Raw genomic sequence first — 18,819 nt, forward strand, 5'->3', positions numbered from 1 at the left:
AGCTGAACTACGGAACTACAGAAAACCAAACCACTTAGGGAGCGACGGTAGCTTCTGCGCTGGGCTCGGTGCTGGCTTCGGCTGAAGCCTCGGCCGACGCTTCAGCAGAAGCCTCGGTGCTAGCCTCGGCCGAAGCCTCGGTAGTAGCCTCGGCTGAAGCTTCAGCGCTGGGCTCTTCGCTGGGAACCAGATTGGTGTATTCGGCCAAGGTGCCATCCAGGATAGGAACCTTCAGGGTTGCCGTTTCGGAACCGGCACCGGACTGGCGCAGTTCAAGGGACTCGTTGCTGCCCGGGGCCTGATCCATGGTGCTCAGCATCGCCTTCTCGGACTCGCTGTTCAGAACCAGCGGAATGCCAGGCTTCACGGTGATTTCAGTCTGCGAGCCCTGGGCTCCGCTGATGGTCAAGGTGATGTCTGAATCAGCCTGGTTGTAGAAGGTGCCAGCAACTCGGCCCGCTCCACCAGCTGCTTCGGAGATGATCAACATGTTGCGCAGTTCCAGCTGACCCATATCCAGGCGAACTCCATCTGATGCGGAGTAGACGCGGGTGGTGCTTTGCTCGTTGATGGCACTGCAACCCGTGAATGCCATGGCACCAATGCCTATGGCTGCAATCAGGCTTAAGCGTTGCGCTCGTTTGGTACCGCGGATGCCGGCAGCGATTCTCACGTCAGTAACTCCTCATGGAAAAGACAAAATATCTTTGTCCAGCTTATCCGCAAAATTGCCAAAAGCATGCTTCCGCGGTTGGGGCCGCAACCACGGCCCCTAAGGAACAGTGTCCGACAGCACTTCGAGTCGTGATAGTCAAGGGCCGGAGAATTCTCCACTTGTTGGAACAATTGCGCCGCCAGCGTAGCTCTGGCCGTCCCTGACCTGCGGAAACTCAAGGGAGTGGCCAGTTAACCGTGGTAAACTAGGAGTATTGGAAAGGGAGAATCCACATGCTTTTTGAGGTCGGCGAGACAGTAGTTTACCCACACCATGGTGCGGCAAAGATCGAAGAGATCAAGATGCGCACCATCCGGGGTGAAGAGAAGATGTATCTCAAGCTCAAGGTTGCCCAAGGGGATCTGACGATCGAAGTCCCTGCGGAGAACGTTGACCTAGTTGGGGTCCGAGATGTTGTAGGCAAGGAAGGCCTCGCGCACGTATTTGAAGTATTGCGTGCGGAGTTTACGGAGGAGCCCACTAACTGGTCCCGCCGTTACAAGGCCAACCTGGAAAAGCTTGCCTCCGGTGATGTCATCAAGGTTGCCGAGGTTGTACGTGACCTCTGGCGCCGTGATCATGACCGCGGCTTGTCTGCCGGTGAAAAGCGCATGCTTGCCAAGGCGCGTCAGATTCTGATTTCCGAGCTTGCTCTGGCGGAAAAGACTGACGAAGACAAGGCAGCAGAAGTGCTGGACGAGGTTCTGGCCTCCTAACGGTCACCAGAATCATCATGCAAACCCCCGCACCCATTGGTGTGGGGGTTTTTGCATGGGTGGGGCAAAGTTGGCCCTGACTGATCCAAGACTGAGCCCACCGGGCTACTGTAGAGACCATGAATGAGGTCAAGACAGGCTCCTGTGCAGTTGTTATTGTTGCAGCCGGTTCCGGGCAGCGCCTAGGCTACGGTGTTCCCAAGGCCCGGGTTCCAGTGGGCGGGCAACCCATGCTGCTCCGTGCGATTCGTGGCGTGCTCAAGGCTGGCGTGGCAGCCCAAATCTGCGTCGCCATTCCGCCCGAGGACGCTGCGTTGGTGTCTATTTGTGAGACCGCCGCCGAGCTGGCACAGGCTCAAGGCATCCTTTTCACCGTGGTTGAGGGCGGTGCTGAACGTTCGGATTCCGTCGCCGCAGCACTGGCCTGCCTAACGGAAGATGTCACCACAGTGATGATTCACGACGCCGCCCGGCCGCTTACGCCGTCGGGCGTATTCAGTCGAGTGGCTGCAGCGCTGCGCGATGGTGCCAAAGCCGTCATCCCGGCGCTGGCCGTGGTGGACACCATCAAGACCGTGGAACCGGCAACCCTGCCCGCCACGGGTGCCGGAGTGGAAAAGGTTGTGGGCACTCCCGCGCGCAGTGTGTTGAGGGCGGTCCAGACTCCCCAGGGATTTGACGTAGCAACTTTGCGTAAGGCTCATGCCCACGCTCTGACGCTCAGTGAGAACGAGCTGGCGGCGATCACCGACGACGCCATGCTGGTGGAAGCTATTGGTGAAGAAGTGTTCGTGGTTCAAGGCTCCAGCTATAGCCTGAAAATCACCTCGCCCACTGATCTTTTGCTGGCCGAGGCCCTGCTGGAAGGGCCGCTGCGTCCACGATGGATTGAAGGATAAACCCATGATTTTGCCCCGTACAGGAATAGGCGTCGACACGCACGCCTTCGCCCCAGAAGATGCCCCCGCCCCGCTCTGGCTCGCGGGCTTGCTGTGGGAAGGGGAGCGCGGACTCAGCGGCCATTCCGACGGCGACGCCGTAGCCCACGCCGCTGCCGATGCCCTGTTTTCGGCAGCTGGAGTGGGTGATCTCGGCACCCATTTTGGTACCGACCGCCCCGAATACGCCGGCGCGTCCGGCGTGAAATTATTGGGCGAGGCGGCCCGGATTGTGCGGGAAGCAGGCTTTGAAATTGGCAATGTTGCCGTGCAGCTCATTGGTAATCGGCCCAAGTTTTCACCCCGCCGCCACGAGGCAGAAGCGGCTTTGAGCCTTGCCGCCGGAGCGCCGGTATCCGTCAGTGCCACTACCTCCGACGGGCTTGGATTCACCGGCCGCAGCGAAGGCATCACCGCTGTTGCCACAGCCCTAGTCGTCCAACGCGAGCACCCGTAAAGCCTCCCGAAGGGATACCCTAGAGCCGTGACCCTGCGATTCCATGACTCCGCCACCGCCGCTATCCGCGACTTCGTCCCGCTCAAAGAGGGGAAGGTTTCGCTGTATTACTGCGGCGCCACCGTCCAAGGTGAGCCGCACATTGGGCACGTCCGCTCAGCGCTTGCCTTCGATCAGCTGACCCGTTGGCTCCAAACCAGCGGCTATGACGTCACCGTGGTCCGCAATGTGACCGACATTGATGACAAGATCCTGGTCAAGGCCGCCGAAAATAACGAGCCGTGGTGGGCGCTGGCCTACCGCTTCGAGCAGGCTTTCGCCAACGCTTACGCATCGTTGGGCATTCAAAAGCCCACCTACGAACCGCGCGCCACTGGCCACATCCCCGAGATGCACGCGCTGATCGCCACCCTCATCGAGCGCGGCCACGCCTACCCGGCTCTGGATAATTCCGGTGACGTTTACTTTGATGTCCGCTCCTGGAAGCAGTACGGCTCGCTGACGCATCAAAATATTGATGACATGCAGGCAGCGCCCGACGCCGATCCCCGGGGCAAGCGCGATCCCCGCGACTTTGCGCTGTGGAAGGGCCATAAGCAAGGCGACCCGGAAACCGCACGGTGGGAATCCCCCTGGGGCGCCGGCCGCCCCGGCTGGCACCTGGAATGCTCGGCTATGGTCACCAAATACCTCGGCACCGAGTTTGATATTCACGGTGGTGGCTTGGATCTGCGCTTCCCGCACCACGAAAACGAGATGGCCCAGTCCCAAGCTGCCGGACACGGCTTCGCCAACTTCTGGATGCACAACGGCATGGTCACCTATGAAGGTGAAAAAATGTCCAAGTCCATTGGCAACACCATCAACCCGCGCGAAATGCTAGAAATCGCCCGCCCGCTGGTGGTCCGTTACTACCTTGGCCAGGCGCACTACCGTTCGGTGCTGGATTACCGCCCGGGCTCACTCACAGAGGCCGCAGCAGCCGTGGACCGCATTGAAACGTTCGTCGCGGCAGCGCGGACCAAGCTCTTCCCGGCCAACGATTTCGGCTACATCGGAACCCGCCCTGAAGCGTTCAGCAAGGCCATGGATGATGACCTGAACATCCCCGCAGCCCTGGCAGTGCTGCATGAAACCGTCCGAGCAGGCAACACCGCACTGGCTGGCAATGACCATGATGGTGTGCAGGAAGCATTCCTGGCCGTCATGGGCATGACAGAGGCTCTGGGCATCAATCCGCTTGATCCCCAATGGCAAAGTACTGGCGGTTCGGACGCTGAAATGACGGCGCTGGATGTTCTGGTCAAGGCCCAGCTCGAAGCCCGTGCGCAGGCGCGGGCGCAGAAGAACTGGGCAGAATCGGACAAAATCCGCGACGTGCTGGCCGCGGCCGGCGTCGAGGTTGCCGATTCCGCAGCAGGATCCACCTGGTCGCTGAAAAAATAGCCCACCGATACCCCCTCTTTAGACGCTAGCGCACCAATGGTTGAAAATTTGCGGACGCTATCGCACGCTCCGCGTTAGCGGTGAGAAGTACCACTTTTTCGGGGATGTGGTACGGGATTTGCATCGAGGCCGTAAGCTACTAGTTACGGGTTCGTTGTTTCCCGTTATCTGGCGTGCCAAAAATGTGCCCGCTGACGCAAATGTTTGACAGATTAGTTTGACGTTCCTACGGTGCCTGTCTTGAGGTGCCGCACCAATCGTAAGGGTTTCACCATGGCCAACAATCCCCGTTCCGGCGCCGTTCGCAAGCTCAAGAAGGGTCCCAGCAAGGGCACGGGCGGGCTTGGTCGTAAGGCACTTGAAGGCAAGGGCCCAACCCCCAAGGCGGCAGAGCGCACCTACCACAAGGCCTACAAGAACGCTGAGCTGGCCGATCGCTCCGCAGCCAAGCGTGCCGGCACCAGCAACTCCCCCCGCCGCAATAGCGGACCCAAGGGCAAGGCCACCGAAGAGCTCGTGACCGGCCGTAACTCTGTGCTCGAGGCGCTGCGCGCAGACATCCCCGCGAAGGCACTTTACGTTGCCGTTCGCGTTGACATGGACGAGCGCGTGCGCGAATCCATCAAGCTGGCCACCGAACGCGGCATCCCCCTGCTCGAAGCTCACAAGCCTGAGCTGGACCGTCTCACCGAAGACGCCATCCACCAGGGCCTCGTTCTGCAGATCCCCCCGTACGAATACGAAGATGCGGTAGATAAGGCCAGCGAAATCATGGCTCTGTGGAAAAAGGGCCACATCGCCAACGCACCGCTGATCGTCGCCCTGGACGGAATCACCGATACCCGCAACCTCGGTGCCATCATCCGTAGCGTCTCCGCGTTCTCCGGCCACGCCGTCATCATCCCGGAGCGTCGCAGCGCCGGTGTGACCGCAGCTGCTTGGAAGACCAGCGCGGGTGCTGCCGTGCGCGTGCCCGTTGCCAAGGCTCCCAACCTGAACCGTGCCATTGGCGCTTTCCAGAAGATGGGCTTCTTTGTTCTAGGGCTCGACGGCGACGGCGACGTTTCGCTGCCCGCTCTCGGACTGGCGCAGGAGCCCGTGTGCATTGTGGTTGGTTCCGAGGGCAAGGGCCTGTCCCGCCTAGTCCGGGAAAACTGCGATCAGATTGTTTCCATCCCGATTGACTCGGCCATGGAATCACTCAACGCCTCCATGGCAGTCGGCATCACGCTGTACGAGATCTCGAAGCAACGCTCGGCGCAAAGCTAGCACCATGCCCATCACTGTCATCGAGGCCATCAGCACCCTAGGGGCGGCTTTGTCGCGCCATTATCCTCTGGGTGTCAGCTCCATTCCCAGGGAACATGGTGAAGCTGCCGCCAATGTGGCAGTGTATTCGCCGGCTTACCGCGATGTGATTCTGTGCTTCCAGCCGCCAGGTGGCGGCTGGAAAGCCGTGCTTTTGGCGGATAAGACCGACGGCGTGCACCACGGTTTGGTGGAAAACATGCCACCGGGCACTCGCTACGGCTTTTACACGAATCCGGATGCCACTACCGAAGAAATGCTCCTGATTGATCCCGAAGCTGTACAGCTTTTACTGGATCCGTATGGCCGTTTCATCGATGAACAAACGGATGAAGAGGGTGTTGTCCGCTACCTTTCGGTCCGGATGGATTCGGGCTTTGATTGGGGTACTGTCAAGCGCCCCAATACGCCGTGGCGCGAGACAGTGTTTTACGAGGCGCACGTGCGCGGGCAGACAATGTTGCACCCGGACGTTCCCGAAGATATTCGCGGCACGTACGCCGGTATGGCTCACCCCGCGATGATCAAGCACCTGCAAGACCTGGGGGTGACCGCCGTCGAACTTTTGCCGGTGCATTTCCATATTGATGAGCCACATCTGCACGGCACCGGCATGAGTAATTACTGGGGCTACAACACGCTGGGATTCTTCGCCCCGCATGTCCAGTACGCCAGTGCCCGGGCACAGGCCGACGGGCCGCAGGCTGTGCAGGCTGAGCTCAAGGGCATGATCAAGCTACTGCACATGGCGGGCATTGAAGTGATCCTCGATGTGGTGTACAACCACACGGCTGAGGGCGGTTCCGGCGGCCCCACCTATAGCTGGCGCGGCCTCGCTGAAGAGCAGTATTACCGCATGCGGGATGGCCACTATTTCGACACCACGGGTTGTGGCAATACCCTGAATTTCAGCAATCCGCACGTTTTGAAAATGGCCATGGATTCGCTGCGCTATTGGGTTGAAGAATTCCACATTGACGGTTTCCGCTTTGACCTTGCCGTGTCGCTGGCACGAGACGGCGAGCACGTTTTCAACAACAACCATCCCTTCCTGCTCGCAGCAGCTACGGATGGGGTGCTGGCTTCCACCAAACTCATCTCGGAGCCGTGGGATGTCGGCTACGGTGGCTGGCAGACCGGTAACTTCCCCACCGGGTGGGCTGACTGGAACGATTCCTTCCGCGACAACGTCCGCGATGTCTGGCTCACCGATCGTGCCGCCATGCTGGCCGGTTACCATCACAATGGGCTGGCCAAGTTTGGCGATGCCTTGGGCGGATCGGCCGCGATGTTTGCCGCGTCCGGGCGCAGCCGCATGGCCACCGTCAACTTGATCACGGCCCATGACGGCTTCACCTTAGCTGACCTCACCGCTTACAACCACAAGCACAATGAGGACAACCAGGAAGATAGCCGCGACGGCACCAACAACAATCGCAGCTGGAACCACGGCGTTGAGGGCATCACCAACAACCCCAACACCCTGGCCCAACGCTCCCGGACCAGCCGTAATTTGATGGCCACCATGCTATTGGCCCTGGGCGTGCCCATGATCACCGCCGGCGATGAAATTGGCCGCAGTCAAGGCGGAAACAACAACGTCTACTGCCAGGACAATGAGATCGCCTGGGTCGATTGGACCATGGATGAGGAGGCCAAGACCATGCTCGCGGCCACCACGCGCCTCTTGAAGATTCGCAAGGATTTCCTCGCCGCACAGCCCAGTAGTTACCCCACCCGTGGCGGGCAGGCGTTCATCCACTGGTTCGGCGCCAACGGCAAGCCGATGACCCCGGAAGCCTGGGGAAATCCGCACGAACGCGTGCTCACCATGCTCATGGGATCCCCGGATGGTGCGGTGGACGGCTTGGTCGTCTTCAACACCGGAATCACCGATGAGGACGTGGTGCTCCCCGCGAACCCGCGCTTCACCGCTGCCAGCAGTGCCGATCTTGCCACTAGCGATCCCGATAGCAGTGCGCCTGACAGCGATCTCGACAGTGATCCCAATGGTGATCCCGACAGTGATCGCGACAGTGAGAACACCGGCACGCCGCGGCCCTACATGCTGCGTATGACCACGGAGGCCCCATCTCACACGGACGACGGCGAACCCACCTTCACGCTGTCCCGTTCGCAGCCGCTTATTGCGGCAGGAGACGCCGTGCGCGCGCCTGCAAACACCGTCCAGATCTTCCGAAACGACCTCAGCGGCTCGTAGTCCCCACCGGCTCCCACTGCTCGCAAGAGGGTCCCACCTGGGGAATCAAACATATCCGGCCCGGCGAACGCCGGGCCGGATAGCGAGCACGGATTTTTTCGGCGAGGGACGAGCCCTAAAAAATCTTTCTGCGAGCGGCGGACCCGGCGGTAGCTGGGCCGGAGCGGCGGACCCGGCACCCGAATAGAGCCGGGTGCCGCAATCCACTTACGCTGTAGTGATCAAACCCAGTTCGGCAGGGTTGGCCAGTGCGCTATGGCGGGGGAGCACATGAACGCCGTAGCCGAAATCACCGGACCGGTCGATCAGCAGGTCAGCGGCAAATTGGTACCGGCCGCCACCGTTGTCCTGCACCGATGCCAGCGGCAGAGTCTGCGTTGAGCTCAGATCATCTGATTCGCCGGCGGTCCCGTAGACCACGTTGACTTGGACATCTGCGGGGTTCAAGGATCCCAGCATGATGTGAGCCCGGACCTGCAGGGTTTCGCCAACTTGCGGTTCGTCCGTGAGCCCGTGGGACTCCACGTGTTCCACACGGACATCGTGCCAGGCGGGCCGGACCCGATCAATCCACGCCGCCAACTCACGGACGGACGCGTAGTTTTCGGCCCGGGCTACTCGGCCAGCCACAGCCGCCGGCTGGTACAAACGCTGCACGTATTCGGCCACCATGCGGTTCGCCGAGACCGCAGGACCCAAGTGCGCGATGGTGTGCTTGATCATGGAAATCCAGTGTGCGGGCAGTCCGCCGTCGTGCGCTTGAGAAGGGCCGGCAGCCCCGGCACTAGCAGCCACCACTTCTCCGTAGAAGCGCGGAGCAACCTGCGTTTCCAACAACTCATACAGGGCGGCGGCCTCGATATCGTCGCGTTCGCTTTCGCCTGCCCCAGTATTGGCGCTCGGGATCGCCCAACCGTTTTCGCCGTCGTACATTTCATCCCACCAGCCATCCATGACGGAGAGGTTCAGTGAGCCGTTGATGGCGGCCTTCATGCCGGAGGTGCCGCAGGCCTCGAGCGGGCGCAGGGGGTTGTTGAGCCAGACGTCGCAGCCGGGGAAGAGCGTGCGGGCCATGGCAATGTCGTAGTTAGGCAGGAAGACGATGCGGTGACGCACTTCGGGATCGTCGGTGAACTGGACCAAATCCTGGATCATTTTCTTGCCGGCGTCGTCCGCGGGGTGCGATTTTCCGGCGATGATGATTTGGATCGGGTGCTCAGGGTGCAGCAGCAACGCCTTGAGCCGGGCGGGGTCGCGCAGCATCAGGGTCAGGCGCTTGTAGGTTGGCACGCGGCGGGCAAAACCAATGGTCAGCACATCTGGATCCAGTGCCGAATCGGTCCAAGCCAGCTGAGCATCGGCGGCACCGCGCTTCTTCCAGGAAGACCGCAGACGAGCACGGGCATCCGTCACCAGGGCGGATCGCAGCCTCCGGCGCATGGCCCAAACCTCCTCGTCGCTGACCTCGTACACCTTGGACCAATCGGGTGCGTCCAGAACTTCGGCACCGAACTGTTCCCGGGCCATGGCCGCCAGCAGCGGGTCGATCCAGGTGGGCACATGTACGCCGTTGGTGACGGAGGTAATGGGCACATCCCCCTGGTCAAAGCCCGGCCAGAGACCGGAGAACATGCCGCGCGAAACAACCCCGTGCAGCTTGGCTACTCCATTGGCACGCTGGGCTAGACGCAGGCCCATAACGGCCATGTTGAACACGCCGGAATCGCCGTCGTCGTAATTTTCTGCGCCTAGGGCGAGGATTTCCTGGACGGGAACACCCGGTGCCAAGGAGCCCGCGAAGAAGTGCTCGATCATGTCGCGTGGGAAACGGTCAATGCCCGCTGGCACGGGAGTGTGCGTGGTGAAAACGGTCGACGCGCGGCCTGCCGCCAGCGCCTCGCTCCATGAAAGTGGCTCCGGTGTTACCGAAGGATCCATGAGTTCGCGGATGCGTTCAATGCCGAGGAAGCCGGCGTGGCCCTCGTTGGTGTGGAAAACTTCCGGCGCAGCGGTGCCGGTGAGGCGGGCGTAAACGCGCAGTGCCTTGACCCCGCCCATGCCCAGCAACAGTTCCTGCGTCAGGCGGTGATCGCCACCGCCGCCGTACAACCGGTCGGTGACTCCGCGGGCGGCGTCGTCGTTCTCGGCAACGTTGGAATCGAGCAGCAACAGTGGAACGCGGCCCACATCGGCGCGCCAAACGTGGGCGCGCAGCACGCGGTCATCGGGCAGCGGCAGATGAATCTGCACGGGGGTGCCGTCCTCCTCGCGCAGCAAGGTCAGCGGCAGGGCGTCGGGGTCCAACAACGGGTAGCTTTCTTGCTGCCAGGCGTCTCTGGACAGTGACTGCTTGAAGTAGCCGGCCTGGTAAAGAAGCCCCACACCAATCAGTGGCACGCCCAGATCGGAGGCGGATTTCAGGTGGTCGCCGGCCAGGATGCCCAGCCCGCCGGAGTACTGCGGCAGAACCTCGGTGATACCGAATTCGGGGGAGAAATAGGCGATGCATTCGGGAGCGTCTGCGCCTAAGCTTTGGTACCAACGCGGCTTGGACAGGTAGCTTTCCAGGCTTTCGTGCGCCGTGGCAACACGGGCCACCACGTCCGGATCGGCAGCCAACGCTTGTAAATGTTCGCGCGAGAGTGCGGCGAGCATGGCGAGCGGATCGCGGCGGGACTTCTCCCACAACTCCGGGTTGAGGGACTCGAACAGGGCGCGGGTGGGCACATGCCACGACCAGCGCAGGTTGGTAGCCAACCGGGTCAGCGCGGAAATTTCCGCGGGGACAACAGTGCGGACAGTGAATCTGCGAATTGCCTTCATGCCGGTCACACTAGCCCACGCAGGCCCAGCCCTCGGAAAAAATGTAATAAATTCGCGGCTTGTTACGCGCCGCGCCCGGAGGTGGCAATTCCGCCCCCGTATGACGGCTCATCTCGCTTACATGGCGGCCCACCTTAGCAATCTTGGCCGGAAGTCGCTAACGTTCAGTTTGTGAGTACTTCTAAGCCTTCGCGAAACGTGCCCGCCAACGCCGCCGGACGCGCAGCCATGCCTGCCGCCGTCTCAAAATCAAGGACGACGCCGGTCGCCTCGCCTCCCGCAGTGCCCGCAGCGCCCGTGCCCGCCAGCGCGCAGGTGCCGGCTGGCGCGCCCGCTGATCCGCAGCAGGGCCTGCGTTTTGGGCGGATTCCCATCACTAACGTCCAGCCAGTTCTTGAAGACGGCACCTTCGCGGCGAAGGCCATTCGTGGTGCAGATGTCCGGGTCAGTGCCGTTATTTTCCGGGAAGGTCACGATGCCTTAGGTGCCACAGCAGTGTTGTTGGAACCGGATGGCAAAGAGGCCCAGCGCGCCAAGATGACGCCCGGAGCTAAAGGCAGCGACTCCTGGCACGGCGTGCTGACTCCGGCCTTCGAAGGTAGTTGGAGCTTCGTCGTCGAAGGCTGGACCGATCTGTATGCCACCTGGGCCCACAACGCCCAAGTGAAAATCAATGCCGACGTTGATGTCGAGGTCATGTTGTCCGAAGGCGCGCTGCTGCTCGGTAACGCCGCCGAGGACGCAAAAGCCACCGCGCCGGAAGCGGCCAGCGTGTTCAAACAGGCATCGCAGACCTTGGCGGATTCGTCCCTGAACACCAATGACCGCCTAGCCGCCGGAACAGGCAAAGAGGTGCGTACCGCCGTCGAACGTTTCCCGCTGCGTGATCACGTGAGCGTCAGCCGCGAATACCCGCTGCTGGTGGAACGCGATGCGGCCGGACGTGGAGCCTGGTACGAGTTCTTCCCGCGCTCAGAAGGCGCCAGCCGTAATCCCGAGACGGGCGAGTGGACCAGCGGGAATTTCCGCACGGCGCGTAACCGGCTCCCCGCTGTCGCCGCCATGGGTTTCGACGTGCTGTACCTGCCGCCCATTCACCCCATTGGCACCATCAACCGCAAGGGTCCCAATAACTCGCTGGTTGCCGGGCCCCAAGATCCGGGATCGCCATGGGCCATTGGTTCGGCGGATGGTGGACATGACGCCATCCATCCGGATTTGGGATCGGTGGAGGACTTTGCTGCGTTTGTGGCAGCGGCCAATGAATTGGATCTGGAAATTGCGCTGGATTTGGCGCTGCAGTGCGCCCCGGATCATCCTTGGGCCACCGCACACCCGGAATGGTTCACCACACGCGTGGATGGAACCATTGCGTACGCTGAGAATCCGCCCAAGAAGTACCAAGATATTTACCCGTTGAACTTTGACAATGATCCGGCGGGGCTCAGCGCTGAGATTCTGCGTATTGTGCGCCTGTGGATTGAGCGTGGGGTGCGGATTTTCCGGGTCGATAACCCGCATACCAAGCCGGTCTGGTTCTGGGAATGGCTCATTGGCCTCATCAACGCCGAGCGCCCCGATGTGGTGTTCTTGGCTGAGGCTTTCACCCGTCCGGCCATGATGGCGGCGCTGGGCAGGGCCGGGTTCCAGCAGTCGTACAGCTACTTCACATGGCGCAATACCAAGGAAGAGCTCGAGGAGTACCTGGTGCATGTCAGCCAGACATCGGCCGGCTACTTCCGTCCCAACTTCTTTGTCAATACACCGGATATTCTCACTGAGTACCTGCAATACGGTGGGCCGGCAGCGTTCAAAATCCGCGCCATCTTGGCCGCCATGGGCAGTCCGCTGTGGGGTATGTATGCCGGTTATGAACTCTACGAACACGTGGCCCGTCCGGGCTCCGAAGAGAACATTGACAATGAGAAATATGAATTCAAGGACCGGAACTTTGCTGCGGCAGAAGCTGCTGGAAAGTCGTTGGCTCCGTTTGTCACTCTGCTCAACACCATCCGCCGTGCCCACCCGGCGCTACTGGATCTGCAAAATCTGAGCCTACATACGAGCTCCAATGATGCTGTGTTGGTTTTTAGCAAGCACAAACACATCGCCGCCACGGACAGCGCGCCGGCCCGCAAGGACACCATCATTGTGGTCATCAATGTGGACCCCCACAGCATGCGTGAAGGCGAAGTGACTCTGGACTTGGATGCCTTGGAACTGGATGGGTTGTCCCCTGATGGCACGTTCCTGGTGGATGATCTGGTCACCGGAGCCACCTGGAACTGGGGCAAGAAGAACTATTTCCGCCTCGATGCTCATTTGGAACCGGCACATATCCTGCACATTAGGCGATGAGCCATGGCCTTTCCTTACGCCAATAGTGCACCGCAGTTCAATTTGAACGCGCCCGGGTTGGCTCACGATCCGCACTGGTACCGAAAGGCCGTCTTTTATGAAGTGCTGGTGCAAAGCTTTGCCGACGCCAATGAGGACGGGGCGGGGGATTTCTCGGGCCTGATCTCCCGACTGGACTACCTGCAATGGTTGGGAATTGACTGCTTGTGGCTGCCGCCGTTCTTTGATTCCCCCCTGCTCGACGGCGGATACGACGTCCGCGATTTCACCGCCGTCATGGAGACGTACGGCACCATCAGCGATTTCAAGTCTCTGGTCACTCAGGCGCACGAACGCGGCATGCGGATCATTATTGACCTGCCCATCAACCACACCTCTGACCAGCATCCTTGGTTCAAAGCGTCGCGGGAGGATCCTGCGGGCCCCTACGGTGATTTCTACATGTGGAGTGACACCACTGAGCTGTACCAGGATGCCCGGATCATTTTCGTCGATACAGAGGAATCCAACTGGGCTTTCGATCCCATTCGGCGCCAATTTTTCTGGCACCGCTTCTTCAGCCACCAGCCTGACTTGAACTTCAAAAACCAGGCTGTCAAGGACGCCATCTTTGATGTGGTGCGCTTCTGGATGGAGCAGGGCATTGATGGATTCCGGGCCGACGCCATCCCCTATCTGTTCGCAGAGGACGGCACCAATTGTGAGAATCTCCCAGCCACTCACCAGTTCTTACAGGACCTGCGTGCCATGGTCGACGCCGAGTTCCCTGGCCGGGTGATCATCGCCGAGGCGAACCAGATGCCGCACGAAGTGGTGGATTACTTTGGCACTGAGGAAGTCCCCGAGTGTCACATGGCGTTCCACTTTCCCATCATGCCCCGGCTTTACTACGCGTTGCGGGATCAGAAGGCCGCCCCGATCGTGGAGACCATGGCCAACACCCCGGCCATTCCGCAGGGCGCCCAGTGGGGAACGTTCCTGCGTAATCATGACGAGCTCACCTTGGAAATGGTGACCCCGTCTGAGCGTGAGGCCATGCTGGGCTGGTATGCCCCGGATTCTCGCATGCGGGCCAATGTTGGCATCCGCCGCAGGCTGGCGCCTCTGCTGGATAACTCGCGTGCCGAGATTGAGCTCATCAACGCCCTCCTGTTGGCGCTACCGGGCAGTCCGTTCCTCTATTACGGTGATGAGATTGGCATGGGGGACAACATTTGGCTTGATGACCGGGATGCCTCGCGCACGCCCATGCAATGGAACCCAGATCGGAATGCTGGTTTTTCCAACGCTGACCCAGGCAAGCTCTTCCTCCCGGTGGTGCAGTCGCTGGTCTACCACTACAACCACGTTAACGTCGAGGCACAGAGCGCCCATGCCAGTTCGCTGCTGCACTGGAACAAGCAGATCCTGAAGATCCGCAAGGCCCACCCCGCTTTTGGGCTGGGCCGCTACGATAACGTGGAAACCTCCCATGAATCCGTGCTGGCCTTCCTGCGGGTCCTGCCTGTTGGCAATGCCGAGGGGGAGCATCCAGAAACTATGCTGTGTGTTTTCAACCTGTCTCAGCACCCTTCCGCCGCAACGCTGAACCTGCCAGGACTTGCCGGCCGCGGGCTACGCGACGTGTTCGGTGGCGATACTTTCCCTGGAATAGACGACGGCGGCCAGCTCACCTTGACGCTGGGATCCTACGACTTCTTTTGGTTGCGTGTTCGTTCGCAGTCCTCCAACGCCCTGTCCACCCAAACGCAGGCACTGCCGGTGATTGACGGAACGGAGTTCGGATACTGATGGCGGACACGCAACAGGACCGTTCGGCCCTGCTAACTCTCTTGGCTCAATGGTTGCCGCGCCAGCGCTGGTACCCTCGCAAGGACGGGACGGCGGCCGCCTCTGAACTGCTGATTGAAGGCGAGCTGGAACTTCCGTCTGCGGACCCGGAGGTTAGTTTCCGCGTGCTGTTTGTTCGGGTGGGACCCGTGGAATCCCAACTGTTGCTCCAAGTGCCTTTGAGTTTTCACACGAAGGAGCAACATAGAAGTACATCTGTGCCAGAAAAGATACCCGCCGGCCTGCTGGGCCGCTTGGCGGGCGTGAGCGTGTACGACGCACTCGGGGACCGGGCCTTTTTGCAGACGTGGCTGGATTTGCTGGACAACTCTTTCCATGGTGAGGGCTCAAGTGCCTCCGCCATTGCTGCCGCCGGATTGCACAGCTGGGTTCATCCGCAATGGTCTGATCTGAGTCGAGTTGGACTGGGCGCGGTTTCCAACGCCAGAGTAGTTGGGACTGAACAGTCCAACACCTCTGTCATTTTTGCGCTGGACGGCCGTCCCGTCATAGTCAAGATCTTCAGGGTCTTACATCCGGGAAGTCATCCTGAGCATGAGATCGGCGTGGCTCTCGCCGGATTGACAGGCCAGGACGCAGTAGCCCAAGTGCCGGCACTGCGGCTGGCAGTGAAATCCCGGCAAGAAGACACCACCTTGTTTGTTGTCCATGACTTTGTGCCGGCGGCTAGGGACGCTTGGGGCATGGCCTTGGATGCAGCTGCCGCCAGTGAGGATTTTACGGCGCAGGCCCACGCCATCGGGGAGAGTTTGGCGCAGGTTCATATCGGATTGGCCCGAAGCCTTGGGGAACAAACACAAGGTTCGGCTGATGTTGCTGACTTCGTGGCTTCACTGAGTGCGCGGCTGCAGGCCGGCTGGGACCTGGTTGGACCCGCCGTCGGCCCCTATGAGGAACAAATTCACGACGTTTTAGCGCAACTGCGTCAAATAAAGCAGCTGCCACCCCTGCAACGTATCCACGGCGATCTGCACCTGGGCCAGATCCTCCACCAAGAAGCGGCAGCGCCGGGCGAGGGCTGGCACATTCTGGACTTCGAAGGGGAACCGCTGCGCCCGCTGGAGGAACGCAACCGGGCGGATGTGGTGCTGCGCGATATTGCCGGCATGCTTCGCTCCTTCGACTATGCCGGCGCCCAGTGTGCGGCCACCGGGGCAATCTCCCGTAGCGCTGCTTCAGCTTGGGCTGCGAGGAGTTCTGCGGCATTTATTGCTGGATATGACGGCGGAACAGATGCAAAGATTGACAAGAATTCGGCGCTATTCATGGCATTGTGGCTAGATAAGGCGCTGTACGAGGTTGCATATGAACTTCAAAACCGGCCCGATTGGGTCTGGGTGCCGGTAAACGCCGTGCGGGAATTGTTTGGAACAAGAGAAAGTGGTGTGGACGTGGGACTTAATAAGCTGGCCCCGATGGCAGTCGACGCGGAAGTCTTGGCAAGAATTTCCGAGGGCACCTACTACGCCCCGCATTCGGTGCTGGGTGCGCATTTAGGCGGTGAAGGATTCGCCACCGTACGTACTTTGCGGCATCTTGCAACGTCGGTACAGGTGGTTACAGATTCTGGCGAATACCCCATGACCCACGAATATGGAGGCATCTGGGTTGCCGTTGTTCCGGTAGAGGACTCCGGAAGGGTGCCTGATTACCGCTTGGATATTGGATATGCCGAGGGTGTGCGTCGCAGTGACGATCCTTACCGGTACCTGCCCACAGTGGGCGAATTGGATATGCACCTGATTGCGGAGGGCCGTCACGAGACATTGTGGACTGTCCTTGGCGCGCATGTGCAGCGCTATCACTCCCAGTTGGGTGAGGTAACCGGCGTCAGTTTCGCCGTGTGGGTTCCTGGTGTGCAGGCGGTGCGCGTCATTGGCGGGTTCAATAGCTGGGACGGGCGCGCCCATGCCATGCGTAGCCTAGGTGGCAGTGGCATCTGGGAACTCTTCATTCCCGACATTGCCGCAGGGGAATGCTACAAGTTTGAGATCCTTACTGAGCATGGGCAGTGGCTGCAAAAAGCGGACCCTATGGCCTATGGCACCGAAGTGCCACCTTTGACGGCGTCGTGCGTTGTGGAATCAACATACGCCTTCCAAGATGGTGACTGGATGGCTCAGCGGGCCACATCGGATCCACATAATGCGCCTATGAGCGTTTATGAAGTCCATCTAGGATCGTGGCGACCGGGCCTGAGTTACGTGGAGCTGGCTAAGGAACTGGTCGACTACGTGAAGTGGCTGGGCTTCACCCACGTTGAACTGATGCCTGTTTCAGAGCACCCGTTTGGCGGGTCGTGGGGATACCAGGTCACCTCGTATTACGCGCCGACCTCGCGGTTCGGTCACCCTGATCAGTTCCGTCACCTTGTCGATGCTCTGCACCAAGCAGGAATCGGCGTCATCATGGACTGGGTTCCGGCGCACTTCCCCAAAGATGAATGGGCGCTGGCCAAGTTCAATGGAGAGGCGCAGTATGAACACGCCAACCCCCAACTGGGCGAACACCCGGACTGGGGAACGCTGATTTTTGATTTTGGCCGTAATGAGGTGCGCAATTTCCTCGTCGCCAACGCGCTGTACTGGTTCGAGGAATTCCACATCGACGGGCTGCGTGTGGACGCCGTCGCCTCAATGTTGTACCTGGACTACTCGCGTGATGACGGAGCGTGGAGCCCTAACCGCTTCGGCGGTCGGGAGAACTTGGAGGCCATCAGCTTCCTGCAGGAAATGAACGCAACTGCTTATCGGCGCAACCCCGGAATTATCACCATCGCCGAAGAGTCCACAGCATTCCCCGGAGTCACGGCACCCACCAGTGGGGGCGGGCTCGGCTTCGGCATCAAGTGGAACATGGGCTGGATGCACGATTCGCTGACCTATATGGCAGAGGATCCGATCAACCGCGGTTGGCACCACAACCAAATCACCTTCTCCCTGGCCTATGCGTTTACGGAAAACTTCATGCTTCCCATCAGCCATGATGAGGTGGTGCACGGCAAGGGATCCCTGCTGCGCAAAATGCCAGGAGACAGGTGGCAGCAATTGGCCAACCTGCGGGCTTACCTTGCATTCCAGTGGGCGCATCCAGGTAAGCAACTGATCTTTATGGGCACTGAATTCGGGCAGGAAGCTGAATGGAGTGAACAGCACGGGCTGGATTGGTGGCTGGCAGAGAACCCCGCCCACAGCGGTATTCAGGAACTGGTCAAAGACTTGAACCACAGCTATGCCGGCACGCCCGCCCTGTATGAGTTGGACAACGTAGCCGAGGGCTTCACCTGGCTCAATGGAGGCGACACGGAAAACAACGTTCTCTCCTTCATCCGCTGGGACAAGTCTGGCAATCCGCTTGTATGCATCATCAACTTCTCCGGAGTTGCCTACGAGGGATACCGGGTGGGGCTGCCACAGCTCGGTGAATGGGAAGAAGCACTCAACACAGACCTCGCTGTGTATGGCGGTTCCGAGGTACGAAACCTGGGCGAGTTGACCGCTGAAGAGCTCGCTTGTGATGGTCAGGAGGCCTCGTTGCGTTTGCGCGTACCGCCGCTGGGAGCCCTCTACTTGGTACCGAAGAGCGCCTCTGTTCGCTAACTTCCGGACATCTTCTGGACACCTGCCTGTCGTTTTGTGTTCACGGCAGGCAGGTGCTATTGTTAGTACTCCGCTGAACGAATGGTTCGGATCCGGAACTAGACAAAATTATGAAGCCTTGAAAATAGGTTGATTGTTTGTTGTTCAAATGTAAATTTGAATTCAGTCGAAATCACGGATTTGACTTACAGGAATATATGCGGGTAAGCTTGAAAAGTTGCCTCGGCACTGATCGTCACGGATTGTTTGTTGGTTCGGGTGTGTTGGCTGGGTGTGGTTGTTGTTTGAGAACTCAATAGTGTGCCAAGTTTTATTGATACCAATTTATTTATATTGAATTGGTTATTTGGTTGTGTGTTGCCGCCCCTGTGGTGATGCATGATCGTT

At 60.0% G+C, this 18,819-nt stretch carries 12 protein-coding genes; 9 read left to right on the forward strand and 3 right to left on the reverse strand.

The features are described from left to right. Window positions 1-34 precede the first annotated feature (34 nt). A complete protein-coding gene (locus tag ACX80D_RS11280; protein ID WP_459322760.1) occupies window positions 35-673 on the reverse strand; it encodes a hypothetical protein in 639 nt (212 codons plus the stop codon). A gap of 275 nt (window positions 674-948) precedes the next feature. Here ACX80D_RS11280 and ACX80D_RS11285 point away from each other — a divergent pair, with 275 nt between their 5' ends. From ACX80D_RS11285 to glgX, 6 genes are all read left to right on the forward strand, one after another. Further along, entirely contained in the window at window positions 949-1,431 is a 483-nt protein-coding gene (locus ACX80D_RS11285; RefSeq protein ID WP_062285384.1) for a CarD family transcriptional regulator, read from the forward strand. A 119-nt stretch (window positions 1,432-1,550) separates the two neighbouring features. Further along, window positions 1,551-2,330 (forward strand): 2-C-methyl-D-erythritol 4-phosphate cytidylyltransferase, encoded by a 780-nt coding sequence (gene ispD / locus ACX80D_RS11290; protein WP_459322761.1) that lies wholly within the window; start codon window positions 1,551-1,553, stop codon window positions 2,328-2,330. 4 nt (window positions 2,331-2,334) lie between these two features. After that, a complete protein-coding gene (gene ispF, locus ACX80D_RS11295; RefSeq protein WP_459322762.1) occupies window positions 2,335-2,826 on the forward strand; it encodes a 2-C-methyl-D-erythritol 2,4-cyclodiphosphate synthase in 492 nt (163 codons plus the stop codon). A 27-nt stretch (window positions 2,827-2,853) separates the two neighbouring features. Next, entirely contained in the window at window positions 2,854-4,272 is a 1,419-nt protein-coding gene (gene cysS / locus ACX80D_RS11300) for a cysteine--tRNA ligase (RefSeq protein WP_459322763.1), read from the forward strand. A gap of 273 nt (window positions 4,273-4,545) precedes the next feature. After that, on the forward strand, window positions 4,546-5,541 hold the full coding sequence (gene rlmB, locus ACX80D_RS11305; protein ID WP_459322764.1) for a 23S rRNA (guanosine(2251)-2'-O)-methyltransferase RlmB: 996 nt from the start codon (window positions 4,546-4,548) through the stop codon (window positions 5,539-5,541). 4 nt (window positions 5,542-5,545) lie between these two features. Then, a complete protein-coding gene (gene glgX, locus ACX80D_RS11310; RefSeq protein WP_459322765.1) occupies window positions 5,546-7,801 on the forward strand; it encodes a glycogen debranching protein GlgX in 2,256 nt (751 codons plus the stop codon). A gap of 207 nt (window positions 7,802-8,008) precedes the next feature. Here the strand turns inward: glgX and glgP are convergent, their stop codons facing one another. Further along, window positions 8,009-10,624, reverse strand: coding sequence for an alpha-glucan family phosphorylase (gene glgP, locus ACX80D_RS11315; RefSeq protein WP_459322766.1), 2,616 nt, complete (start codon window positions 10,622-10,624; stop codon window positions 8,009-8,011). A gap of 228 nt (window positions 10,625-10,852) precedes the next feature. Between glgP and ACX80D_RS11320 the strand changes: the two genes are divergently transcribed. Genes ACX80D_RS11320 through glgB form a run of 3 tightly spaced genes read left to right on the forward strand, consistent with a single transcriptional unit; the run spans window position 10,853 to window position 18,432 of the window. After that, a complete protein-coding gene (locus ACX80D_RS11320) occupies window positions 10,853-12,982 on the forward strand; it encodes an alpha-1,4-glucan--maltose-1-phosphate maltosyltransferase (protein ID WP_459322771.1) in 2,130 nt (709 codons plus the stop codon). 3 nt (window positions 12,983-12,985) lie between these two features. Continuing rightward, a complete protein-coding gene (gene treS, locus ACX80D_RS11325; protein WP_459322767.1) occupies window positions 12,986-14,773 on the forward strand; it encodes a maltose alpha-D-glucosyltransferase in 1,788 nt (595 codons plus the stop codon). After that, a complete protein-coding gene (gene glgB / locus ACX80D_RS11330; protein WP_459322768.1) occupies window positions 14,773-18,432 on the forward strand; it encodes a 1,4-alpha-glucan branching protein GlgB in 3,660 nt (1,219 codons plus the stop codon). The genes treS and glgB overlap by 1 nt, the downstream gene beginning before the upstream one ends. Before the next feature lie 185 nt (window positions 18,433-18,617). On the opposite strand, the gene ACX80D_RS11335 is transcribed toward glgB, so the two are convergent. After that, window positions 18,618-18,819: hypothetical protein (locus tag ACX80D_RS11335; protein WP_459322769.1), on the reverse strand; the 202-nt coding region annotated here is incomplete at its 5' end.

It is taken from the genome of Arthrobacter sp. Sr24, assembly GCF_054511175.1.

Excerpts from the sequence above, each read along its gene's own strand:
- ACX80D_RS11285 (WP_062285384.1), top strand. The coding sequence starts at position 949 with ATGCTTTTTGAGGTCGGCGAGACAGTAGTTTACCCACACCATGGTGCG.
- ispD (WP_459322761.1), top strand. The coding sequence starts at position 1,551 with ATGAATGAGGTCAAGACAGGCTCCTGTGCAGTTGTTATTGTTGCAGCC.
- ispF (WP_459322762.1), top strand. The coding sequence starts at position 2,335 with ATGATTTTGCCCCGTACAGGAATAGGCGTCGACACGCACGCCTTCGCC.
- rlmB (WP_459322764.1), top strand. The coding sequence starts at position 4,546 with ATGGCCAACAATCCCCGTTCCGGCGCCGTTCGCAAGCTCAAGAAGGGT.
- glgX (WP_459322765.1), top strand. The coding sequence starts at position 5,546 with ATGCCCATCACTGTCATCGAGGCCATCAGCACCCTAGGGGCGGCTTTG.
- glgP (WP_459322766.1), bottom strand. The coding sequence starts at position 10,624 with ATGAAGGCAATTCGCAGATTCACTGTCCGCACTGTTGTCCCCGCGGAA.
- ACX80D_RS11320 (WP_459322771.1), top strand. The coding sequence starts at position 10,853 with ATGCCTGCCGCCGTCTCAAAATCAAGGACGACGCCGGTCGCCTCGCCT.
- treS (WP_459322767.1), top strand. The coding sequence starts at position 12,986 with ATGGCCTTTCCTTACGCCAATAGTGCACCGCAGTTCAATTTGAACGCG.
- glgB (WP_459322768.1), top strand. The coding sequence starts at position 14,773 with ATGGCGGACACGCAACAGGACCGTTCGGCCCTGCTAACTCTCTTGGCT.